The sequence below is a fragment of the Chamaesiphon sp. OTE_8_metabat_110 genome, assembly GCF_031382685.1.
In the GTDB taxonomy this organism is placed as follows: domain Bacteria; phylum Cyanobacteriota; class Cyanobacteriia; order Cyanobacteriales; family Chamaesiphonaceae; genus Chamaesiphon.
Window position 1 is genome coordinate 1 of record NZ_JANMZA010000669.1, and the last position, 9,185, is coordinate 9,185.

Sequence of the window (9,185 nt, forward strand, 5' to 3'; positions counted from 1 at the left end):
TCGATCGCCCCAAACATCACACCATGATCCGTCAATGCGATCGCAGGCATCCCCAAATCTACCGCTCGATCGACCAAATTCGGCAACTGACTAGCTCCGTCTAGCAGGCTATAGTCACTGTGCATGTGCAAACCAACGAAAGACATAGGGCAATATTTAGCGCAGGTAGATAGCGTTATTATAATACCCCTTTCAATAGTACTTCAGCACTATTTTAGTGAAATTTGGCTACACCGAGATTAAATTTGATACTATGTACATAATTGCGTACATAAAATATGTTCTCTACCGAAATCACCTCGCCGACTGAAGCCAGAGCTGGATTCTTTCAATTGATCGATCGAGTCGCTCAGAGTCACCAAGTTTGTATCATCAATCGCCGCGATGGTGAGAATGTGGCTTTGATCGCCGAATCAGATCTTAATAGCCTCATCGAAACCGTCTATCTGTTCCGTTCTCCTGCAAATGCGCGTCACTTACTCGATTCGATCGATGAATATCGCTCGGGTAAACTAGTGGCGCAGAGCATTGAAGAATTACTCCAAGAGTTAGGGGTCGATGGCGAAGAAGAAAAAATCTGAAGAACCGCCAGAAATAACTCCCGTTCAAATTATTCGATCGAGTCCGGTATTTACTGCCAAACTCAAAGAGGACTTGGGTTGGTGGTATAAAAATGATTCTAAAAAAGCAGCTAAAATCCTAGATATGGTAACAGCCGTAATGTCAGATCCGTTTACCGGAATTGGCAAGCCGGAACCTTTAAAGTATCTAGATTCGGATTATTGGTCGCGCCGCATCGATCTCGAACATCGATTAATTTACATAGTGAATAACGAGCAAATTATCTTCTTCGCCTGTCGCTATCACTATGAGTAACTGGTTACGATCGCAGTTGGCAAGAAACTAGAATTTTAAATCATAATCTTCCTCTAAGGGAAGATCGAAAATAGCTCCTCTTGCAATCAAATCTTGTTTCATTAATTCAGAAACGCCTGAGTTATATCCAAATTTAGTATTTTTGACGTCAGCATCATTGAGATTGGCTTCTCTTAGATTAGTATCTCTTAGATCGGCACTATTTAAATTTGCACCAACAAGGATGGTATTCCTCAGGCTAGCACTACTCAAATTGGCATAAGCCAAATTAGTACCACATAGGTTCGCATACGTTAAATTGGCATAAATTAGATCGGCATACATCAAATTGGCATGACTTAGATCGGCACGACTTAGATCGGCATATCTCAAATTAGCATGGCTCAGATTGGTGTGACTTAGTTCAGAACGTCTCAATTTTCGATAAAGTATCGGTCGTTCGAGAACATCTTTAATTAAAATCTGTTTCCGCAACAAATAGAGAGATTGCTGAGATTCAAGCGAAGTAGCAATAAACGCGGCATCCTGAAAAACTGAAGATACTTCTTCAAATTTTACCAGTTTTTCGGATCTCGATTTGTCGTTATTTATCGATGGACGATCGAGATTTTCTCGCGCTAGATCTTCATCTCGATCGATAGCATGACGATCTAGATTTTCGATTATTTTTGCAGTTGGAGTATTACTAAAGTAATTATCGATCGCTTCTTCAACTTTAGTGTGGTCTATCATCTAACTAACCTGCATAGATCTATATATTTTAAAAATCTTTTTGGGTCAATAATATCGATTCAGCTATCGATTTTATATCTCTAACTGCCACTTGAATGTGGGATTTGTTGTAGATTGCCGAGTTTGGATATACCTCTTCACCTTCTTGGAAACAAGCACAGTCATAATTGTTACGACTAGAAATAAATCCTGTGTCGAGTATTCGTCGTGCTGACTCTATGTTGGTGCCATGATACCCTACTAATTCAACAGGATCGAGGATGGAATCGGACATTTAGATCGGGTAGCCAATTATTTTATTCTAGCTTTGTTTCCTGGTAACAGCTACTTTCTGCGAAGGGGACTGTATGCACTAATAAATTTGCTTTTCGGTCACATTTTCTCTCTCGTTCGTGTAACGTAGGTGAAGCCTAATCGCCTTTGCTATGGTAATACGACAGTTACTTTGCATATTTTGCATACCAACTGTCGTCTTTAGTGAATTAGATTTCTCGATTCAGATCGACTCCTCAATTGTCAATAAAAACTACCAGCACGATTGGCGATGCTACTTTTGCCAATCGTACTGTATCAGTAAATAATATACTAACAATGTTAGCGGATTGTTTTGAGTGCATCTTCTTGTTTCATTACCATATCGGTAAAGATGCTCATCACCGTGCGATTGCGTAATTTGATATTGGCATTTAGCGCCATCCCTGACTTGAGTGTCGATGGCTTACCTTTGATCGTCATGCTCTGTTTGTCGAGCTTGATGATGGCTGGAAACCGCTCGTAGGGGTGGGCTTGGTCGGCGGGTAACGCGTCAGAGCCGATCGAGACTACCTGACCTTTAACGTCACCAAACTCCGTAAAGTTAAAGGTGTCAATCCGCACATCGACAGGCATTCCGGGCTTGACAAAACCAATATCTCTATTGGTGATGAACACTTTGGCAGTTAAGATACTATCAGGGACAATCTTTAAGATTGGTTCGCTCGAAGTAGCGACAAAACCTGGCGTTCCAGCTTTGAGTTCAAATACGGTACCACTGACGGGGGCAACGATATCTTGATATTTGAGATTGATTTTCGCCTGACTGATTTGGGCATTAATATCGGCAACTTTACGATCCATTTCGACGATGGTTTTATTTAATTGCCCATCTATTTCAGCAATTTGTTTGTCATTAGCGGCAATTTTGGCAAGCAAGTCTTTCTGGGAAACTGCAACCGTATTTTTGAGTTTTTCGCGACTTTGACTGGTTGCCATTGTCAGACGATTGTATTCACGATCGAGTTGAGCGATTTCTTGTTGATTCTTCTTGATTTGTTGTTGTTGGCTCTGAATTTCGAGGCGGGAATTTGCGAGTAATTCTTGTTCGTCTTGTTGGAGTTTGCGGTATTGGTCGTTGAGTTGGAGGACTTCACTTTGGCGGGCGGTGACTTCTTGTTCCTGCTTGAGCACTTGGTTTCGCGACAGCGCGCCCGCTTCGCCTGCTGGTTTTAAACTATTAAGGATTGCCTGATTGCTGGCGGTAAGGCTTTGGGCGGCTTGATAGCGATTGCGATTTTCTGCCATTTGGGCGGCAATTTGCGATCGTTTGGCGGTAGTTTTGGCTTCAATATTGGCAATTACCGCTTGAGAATCAACTAATAGTTCGCGTGTCCCTGCCTGTTTGCCGCGATTTTCGCGCATTTGATTGTCAAATTGCCCGACTTCGAGTTGTCCGGAACTAGTGCGCGAAGCTGTTTCCGCGCGGCTAGACTGGAGTCGTTGGCGTTGTTCGGTGTCGAGATTGGCTAAGTCTGTCCCGTTGAGTTCGGAGCGGTAGAGGCGGTTTTCGGCGAGGATCGAGCTGCGACTCTTGGTGAGGGCGAGGATTTCCGGGCGCACATTTAGTTTGGCGAGGTCTTGCGGACTAACAGTGCCGACTCCTTGACTGAGCAAGCTTTGATAAAAGCGGGTTTCCGCTGTCATCGATTCGAGATTTTTTTGGAGGGAGGCGAGAGTCGTTTGGGGAACGGTGGATTCTAGGCTCAATAATTTTTGACCAGCGGTAACTTTATCGCCTTCTTTAATGGCGACTTCTTTGACTACGCCACCTACGGGTACCTGCACGTCTTTAACTTTGTCGGTTGGTTCGAGCTTCCCCTGGACGGTAATGGCTTCTTCAAGCGGTGCCAAACACGCCCAGGTAATTAAACCAGTCGTAATCCCCAAAATCGTCCAGACGATGCCTCGCGACCAAGCTCGCGACTGTTGAAAGACTACCGATTGCTCGGATGGTGCCCGGTAGGTATCGATGCCACCGCGTTCGACTTTTTGCAAGCTGTCGGGTTCGATCTTGCGCTTAGCAATTTTACTAGTGCCGCTTAGAGCTAGATCTGATTTGCGATCGGGATTATTCATAATTAATTGATAGTTAATAATTGCTAATTAATTATTTAACTGTGGTAGTAAGTGTTAAACCTGTCTGGTGAGCAGTGGTCAGCGATCGACTCGTACTAAGCGACAGCCAAAGTATCGCCGTTGGCGTAGCCCCGCCTTGCGGCACTGCGCCTAACGCCTAAAACCTAATTAGTAAAGGCGATATTTTCCTGGATCGTGCTGCAAAATCATAGCACATTCTGTAGTGCTATGCCAACTTGCTGGCGATCGGACGTAGAGTTCGGTACTGGTAATATCATACTTGTTGATGACAATCCACTTAGAGTTAATTCGATACAAACGGGGCATTAATTTCACCCTGGTATCTTTTAATTCTCAATTCTCAATTAATTTAGGATTTTTGCTCTAAACCAAAACCTACCAAGTCGATCTCCGTTGGCACCTCACCCGGCTGAGGACGCCGATAAGTGACGATCGTCCGCAGTCGAGACTTGTCACTTATCAAGCGAATTTGGTCTACTGCGACCGATCGACTATAATATGTTACCAATTCTAAAGTTTGGCGGGTAGGTTGATAGGTAAACCGACCCGTAATTGCACCTGATTCCGAATAACCCTCATCCCGCAGATATAAGCCCCGGATTAGTTCTGAACTTTCAGCGATTTTTGCCGCTAGCGGTAGAGCTGGCGCGAGAGGATCGACGGCTAATAGGTGTGGTGCGGCAATTGCGCTCTCAGGGACGAATAGCGCCTTGAGATTCATCGAAACTTGTTCGCCTTTTTCGGATACCGTAGCAAAGCCAATTCTAAAGCCCGGAAATTGGGCGATCTCCTCCGGTGCGCCAATACTACCAACTGGCAGAAAAGCTGAAGAAATCTGATATTTCTCGGCTGATTCTAGTCCAGCTACGTTAAATTCAGTATAGGATCGCTCTACTTCATTGTGGCGGACATAATGATAGGTTCGTTCGGTTTTCCATGTGCCGACACAAGCTGAAAAGAAGTCTTCAATTTCTAGCATTTTTTAGCGATTTTGCGATACTGCTGCGCGCGACTGGAACTCTATTTTAGCAAGGTTAACCTAGGTCGATGAGTTCGATCGAGCAATCTATGTTATCTACTAGCGATTTAAACCGTAGTTTGCTGCGAAAGTCAGGCTTTAGGCTTTAGGCTTTAGGGGGAATAATAGACGAAAAAAATACTAGCGAAGATTTTGTTTTTACTTTCGCAGGAGGTCTAATAGGTTGCTGCGTGACATCAAAGGATGATGCCGATCGCGATCGAGTTTAATTAAATAGTAGTCAAATAATAGTTGCTATTTACTGATGGGAGTTAAATTACCTCTATATCATTAATTAATAATTAAGATTGCAATTCTTATGAAAAGTTAAATAATTCAGCAATAAGTTAACAAATCCAGATTTACTCTCTAAGATCGAGGGAAATTACTATGAGGTATGAAATGGAATCAATCCAGCAACAGATTAGTACCTTGACCCGCAAGGTCGATCGAGTCTATCAGATTATCGATCGACTGAATCAGCAGTTCGAGCCGACCGAGCCGCATGTCAGTGGGGAAGAAACATCGATTAGGCACCCACTCAACCGCGAGGAGTCACAACCCGCTAGCAGCGATATGCGGCGGTTATCCGCACACCCTAACTACCGCCGCAATGGCTATGCCGATCTGCCCAGTGGTGCCAATTATCGGCACGATACATCGGAGTGGGTTATCGCCCAGCAAGATGTACTCATCGATAGTAGCGGTGTCGAAATCAGCCAACACCAAATCAAAGAGCAGGATCTAGCGCCACAAATTCAAATCCAGCGCCTCACAGCTCAATTGACTGCTGCCTACAACCGGATTGCAGCTCTAGAAGAACAGTTGCTCGCCAGGCGGTGGAAGTAGTTGTTAATTGCACTGGCGAGCTGACGGATCGGTACAATTACCGATCGATGGCGACTCCCTGTAGTGAAATGACGATCGATTTAGAAACTGGCTCTGTCGGTATTGGCGTCTTTACATCTCTACATCTGCCTGATACCAACGCCCCCATCAAGGGCATCAATCGATTCGAGCGTCACTCGATCGGCGATGTGGCAGATGCGCTAGTCACAAATTATGCGGATGCAGATTGCGTCATATACTGATTTTACTTGTATGGAATAAATAGTTGTAGTAACCTTGGCAATATGACCCAAAGCGTTGGCGTAGCTTCTCATGAGAGAGAATCGCCAATCTTAGTTATTGCCGATAGTTATCGAATTGCTAGATTCGATCGCATTTTCATGGTCAAATCGCCAAATATGTGAAAATTGGGATCGGCATAATTACTAACTACTATAATCTATAGTGTATACAACTATAACCAGATGAACAAACAAATCTTAGTGACTGGTGGGGCTGGTTATATTGGCTCCCACACGATCGCCCAATTGGGTGATGCTGGATATGAGATTGTGGTATATGACAATTTATCTACAGGTGCTAGCAGTGCATTGACCTATGGGACACTCGTCCTGGGCGATTTAGCCGATCGACAACAATTGAGTCAAGTATTTGCTAATTATAACTTTGATGCGGTCTTACATTTTGCTGCCAGTATTTCTGTGCCAGAATCTGTCATCAAACCACTGGATTATTACAGCAACAATACCGCAAATACCCTCAATTTGCTCCACTGCTGCGATCGATTTGGCGTCAATAAACTGATATTTTCTAGTACTGCGGCAGTCTACGGACAACCCAAAGTCAACCCGATTACCGAAGCCACATTACCCGAACCGCTCAATCCTTACGGCAGTTCTAAACTGATGAGCGAACGCTTAATCCGCGACTATGCGCTGGCATCCGATCTGCGCTATGTCATTTTACGGTACTTCAATGTTGCTGGTGCCCAGATGAGTGGTAAGCTCGGACAATCGGGCAAAAAAGCCACTCACCTCATCAAAGTCGCTTGTGATGCTGCTTTAGGTCAACGTCCGCACATGAGCATCTTTGGGACTGATTTTGACACTCCTGACGGTACGGGCATCCGCGACTATATTCACGTAGACGATCTCGCCCGCGCTCATGTCGATGCACTGGCGTATCTCAATGTCCCTCAGCAACCCAGTCAGATTTTAAATTGCGGTTACGGACAAGGTTACAGCGTCCGTCAAGTCATCGAAACAGTCAAAGAGATTTCGGGTGTAGATTTCCAAGTCATTGAAGCCCCACGCCGCGAAGGCGATCCTGCTTGCGTAATTGCCGCCGCCGCTCAAATCGGTCAGACGCTGGGCTGGAAACCACGCTTCAACGATCTCGAAACGATCGTGCGTAGTGCCCTAGCCTGGGAAAAGAAGTTAATTGCGAGTGTACCCGTCGGAGAGTTAGTTAAATAACCCAAGTCGCTACCTATAACCTCAGCGGTTAGAAACCGCTGCTCGTAATACAAAGTCCGCCTACGCGGACTAATTTATTAGTCCGCGTAGGCGGACTTTGCAGCATTAGCCGCGACTTGAGTCGCAGGCATTCTATACGGTAGCAACTTAGGTTAAATAACTGTGGTGGAAGCACAGGAATACCCTAACTTGATTAATTTGCTATGGTTAAATCAGAACTGAGCACGATTCTCGTTCCGAGAGGCTCCGCCAACGAGCTAATTGCTTTGACACCAGCTAGGTGAAACAATCTCAGCTAGCTGGCGTCACTGAGCATATCGACCAAACAGAGCGAAAGTATTAAATTGTTTGGATCTTTACCGTTTTATCCGATTAGAACTAAAGGAATATTACCGATGCAGTTTAAGAAAATCTGTGGTTCGATGTTCGCAGCGATTGTCGCGCTCGAATCGACTCAAATGATGCCAGCTTCAGCCCAGCTAGTGCCCGAACCGTGGGTAACAGTCGGTAGCAAAAATGGCACTGTTAGCTATGGTGCTGGTGTGAAGGTGTTCGATCTCGGTGCCGAGATTGCCACATCTGAAGGCACTACAGGAGTTGACGTGCTCAAGTTCTTTGGCTTCCCGATTGTCTCTCCTTATGCTGGATTAGGTATTTATGGTGACAAAGGTGTCGCTTATTCTGGTGGCGTTCACTTCACTCCACCTGGTAATACCTTTTATGGACTTGGCTATCATTCTATTCGGGGAATTAACGGTCAAGTTGGCATTAAGTTCTAGAACTAGTTGCTTCCTTGGTGGTGGTGTGAAGTCAATGCTACCTGACAACACCACTTTTGAACATCAAGATCGTTTCCGACTGTACATTAACGATCTTGGCATCGAGTTCTAGAAAATAATAGAGGATCGGGTAAGTTTTTTACACCCATAATCCCTGTCCCCTACCACCTTTTCTTTGCTCATGTTATTAAACTCTATACAACGTCAAAAATTAGATGGTGGTAACGATCGCGAATTCTATAATACGCCGCGATTTGTTACCCACGTCGATGAAGGATTCATCGATCGATTGACGACTCTCTACCGCGAACGGCTCCAGCCAAACACGCGGATCTTTGACATGATGAGTAGTTGGGTATCGCATTTACCCAGCGAGCTGAAATTTGAATTCATCCAAGGACATGGTTTAAATGAAAAGGAATTAGCTAAGAATCCGCGATTCGATAAGTACTTCGTTCAAAATCTCAACCAAGATCTCAAATTGCCATTAGCAGATGCGAGTTTTGACGCAGTGTTAAATACTGTTTCCGTTCAATATCTTCAGTATCCCGAAGCAATTTTTGCGGAAGTATATCGAGTTCTCAAGCCTAACGGACTTGCAATCTTCAGCTTTTCCAATCGGATGTTTTATAACAAAGCGATCGCGGCTTGGCGCGATGGCAGCGAAATCGATCGAGTCGAATTAGTCAAGAGTTATTTCAACTCAGTCTCTGGATTTAGTACCCCAGAAACGGTCGTCCAAGTCAGCCAAGTTCCCGACTTATTGCGCTGGATGGGTGCTGGTGGTGGCGATCCTTTCTATGCAGTCATCGCTCAAAAAATTGGTTAGAAAAATCCTAGTTTAACATGAGTTCGGGATAAGGAAAACTGATTTGCTCCGCTCAATCACCGCCCTGAACTATAAGTGTCTCCTTCGGAGAGGCGTCGCCAACGGGCTAAAAGCAAAAGTTCGTTGAAACGAAATACCAAATTGAGTAGTTCGTTTCAACGAACTTTTGCTTTTAGCCCCTGCTTGGTGCGTTTCCCGACCATGGAAACGCACCA

Annotated in this window: 13 protein-coding genes; 7 read left to right on the forward strand and 6 right to left on the reverse strand. The window is 44.7% G+C overall.

Going from position 1 to position 9,185, the window contains the following annotated elements; all coding sequences use genetic code 11:
* Positions 1–146: PHP domain-containing protein (locus RMO52_RS24155; protein WP_310419500.1), on the reverse strand; the 146-nt coding region annotated here is incomplete at its 3' end.
* 132 nt (positions 147–278) lie between these two features.
* Here RMO52_RS24155 and RMO52_RS24160 point away from each other — a divergent pair.
* Together RMO52_RS24160 and RMO52_RS24165 are read left to right on the forward strand one after the other, a co-directional pair.
* Positions 279–581 carry a type II toxin-antitoxin system Phd/YefM family antitoxin gene (locus RMO52_RS24160; RefSeq protein ID WP_310419472.1) on the forward strand — a complete coding sequence of 101 codons (303 nt, stop codon included), beginning with the start codon at positions 279–281 and terminating at the stop codon, positions 579–581.
* Positions 559–876 (forward strand): Txe/YoeB family addiction module toxin, encoded by a 318-nt coding sequence (locus RMO52_RS24165; protein WP_310419475.1) that lies wholly within the window; start codon positions 559–561, stop codon positions 874–876. Before RMO52_RS24160 ends, RMO52_RS24165 begins: the two co-directional genes overlap by 23 nt.
* A 27-nt stretch (positions 877–903) precedes the next feature.
* On the opposite strand, the gene RMO52_RS24170 is transcribed toward RMO52_RS24165, so the two are convergent.
* From RMO52_RS24170 to RMO52_RS24190, 5 genes are all read right to left on the reverse strand, one after another.
* Positions 904–1,608: a pentapeptide repeat-containing protein gene (locus tag RMO52_RS24170; protein ID WP_310419479.1), complete on the reverse strand. Its 705-nt coding sequence runs from the start codon at positions 1,606–1,608 to the stop codon at positions 904–906.
* A 28-nt stretch (positions 1,609–1,636) separates the two neighbouring features.
* Positions 1,637–1,882 (reverse strand): hypothetical protein, encoded by a 246-nt coding sequence (locus RMO52_RS24175; RefSeq protein ID WP_309742883.1) that lies wholly within the window; start codon positions 1,880–1,882, stop codon positions 1,637–1,639.
* Positions 1,883–2,202: 320 nt separating this feature from the next.
* Entirely contained in the window at positions 2,203–3,999 is a 1,797-nt protein-coding gene (locus RMO52_RS24180) for an HlyD family efflux transporter periplasmic adaptor subunit (protein WP_310419482.1), read from the reverse strand.
* A 168-nt stretch (positions 4,000–4,167) separates the two neighbouring features.
* A complete protein-coding gene (locus tag RMO52_RS24185; RefSeq protein ID WP_310419485.1) occupies positions 4,168–4,326 on the reverse strand; it encodes a hypothetical protein in 159 nt (52 codons plus the stop codon).
* Positions 4,327–4,369: 43 nt separating this feature from the next.
* Complete coding sequence (locus RMO52_RS24190) at positions 4,370–4,999, reverse strand: phycobiliprotein lyase (RefSeq protein WP_309738182.1); 630 nt, start codon at positions 4,997–4,999, stop codon at positions 4,370–4,372.
* 429 nt (positions 5,000–5,428) lie between these two features.
* On the opposite strand from RMO52_RS24190, the gene RMO52_RS24195 reads away from it, so the two are divergent.
* From RMO52_RS24195 to RMO52_RS24215, 5 genes are all read left to right on the forward strand, one after another.
* Positions 5,429–5,887: a hypothetical protein gene (locus tag RMO52_RS24195; RefSeq protein ID WP_310419489.1), complete on the forward strand. Its 459-nt coding sequence runs from the start codon at positions 5,429–5,431 to the stop codon at positions 5,885–5,887.
* A complete protein-coding gene (locus tag RMO52_RS24200) occupies positions 5,878–6,129 on the forward strand; it encodes a hypothetical protein (RefSeq protein WP_310419494.1) in 252 nt (83 codons plus the stop codon). The genes RMO52_RS24195 and RMO52_RS24200 overlap by 10 nt, the downstream gene beginning before the upstream one ends.
* A 222-nt stretch (positions 6,130–6,351) precedes the next feature.
* Positions 6,352–7,362, forward strand: coding sequence for a UDP-glucose 4-epimerase GalE (galE, locus tag RMO52_RS24205; protein WP_309742733.1), 1,011 nt, complete (start codon positions 6,352–6,354; stop codon positions 7,360–7,362).
* A gap of 395 nt (positions 7,363–7,757) precedes the next feature.
* A complete protein-coding gene (locus RMO52_RS24210; RefSeq protein WP_309742731.1) occupies positions 7,758–8,141 on the forward strand; it encodes a hypothetical protein in 384 nt (127 codons plus the stop codon).
* Positions 8,142–8,322: 181 nt separating this feature from the next.
* Positions 8,323–8,970 (forward strand): class I SAM-dependent methyltransferase, encoded by a 648-nt coding sequence (locus RMO52_RS24215; RefSeq protein ID WP_310419497.1) that lies wholly within the window; start codon positions 8,323–8,325, stop codon positions 8,968–8,970.
* The last annotated feature ends 215 nt before the right edge of the window (positions 8,971–9,185 follow it).

Excerpts from the sequence above, each read along its gene's own strand:
- RMO52_RS24160 (WP_310419472.1), top strand. The coding sequence starts at position 279 with ATGTTCTCTACCGAAATCACCTCGCCGACTGAAGCCAGAGCTGGATTC.
- RMO52_RS24165 (WP_310419475.1), top strand. The coding sequence starts at position 559 with ATGGCGAAGAAGAAAAAATCTGAAGAACCGCCAGAAATAACTCCCGTT.
- RMO52_RS24170 (WP_310419479.1), bottom strand. The coding sequence starts at position 1,608 with ATGATAGACCACACTAAAGTTGAAGAAGCGATCGATAATTACTTTAGT.
- RMO52_RS24175 (WP_309742883.1), bottom strand. The coding sequence starts at position 1,882 with ATGTCCGATTCCATCCTCGATCCTGTTGAATTAGTAGGGTATCATGGC.
- RMO52_RS24180 (WP_310419482.1), bottom strand. The coding sequence starts at position 3,999 with ATGAATAATCCCGATCGCAAATCAGATCTAGCTCTAAGCGGCACTAGT.
- RMO52_RS24185 (WP_310419485.1), bottom strand. The coding sequence starts at position 4,326 with ATGCCCCGTTTGTATCGAATTAACTCTAAGTGGATTGTCATCAACAAG.
- RMO52_RS24190 (WP_309738182.1), bottom strand. The coding sequence starts at position 4,999 with ATGCTAGAAATTGAAGACTTCTTTTCAGCTTGTGTCGGCACATGGAAA.
- RMO52_RS24195 (WP_310419489.1), top strand. The coding sequence starts at position 5,429 with ATGAGGTATGAAATGGAATCAATCCAGCAACAGATTAGTACCTTGACC.
- galE (WP_309742733.1), top strand. The coding sequence starts at position 6,352 with ATGAACAAACAAATCTTAGTGACTGGTGGGGCTGGTTATATTGGCTCC.
- RMO52_RS24210 (WP_309742731.1), top strand. The coding sequence starts at position 7,758 with ATGCAGTTTAAGAAAATCTGTGGTTCGATGTTCGCAGCGATTGTCGCG.
- RMO52_RS24215 (WP_310419497.1), top strand. The coding sequence starts at position 8,323 with ATGTTATTAAACTCTATACAACGTCAAAAATTAGATGGTGGTAACGAT.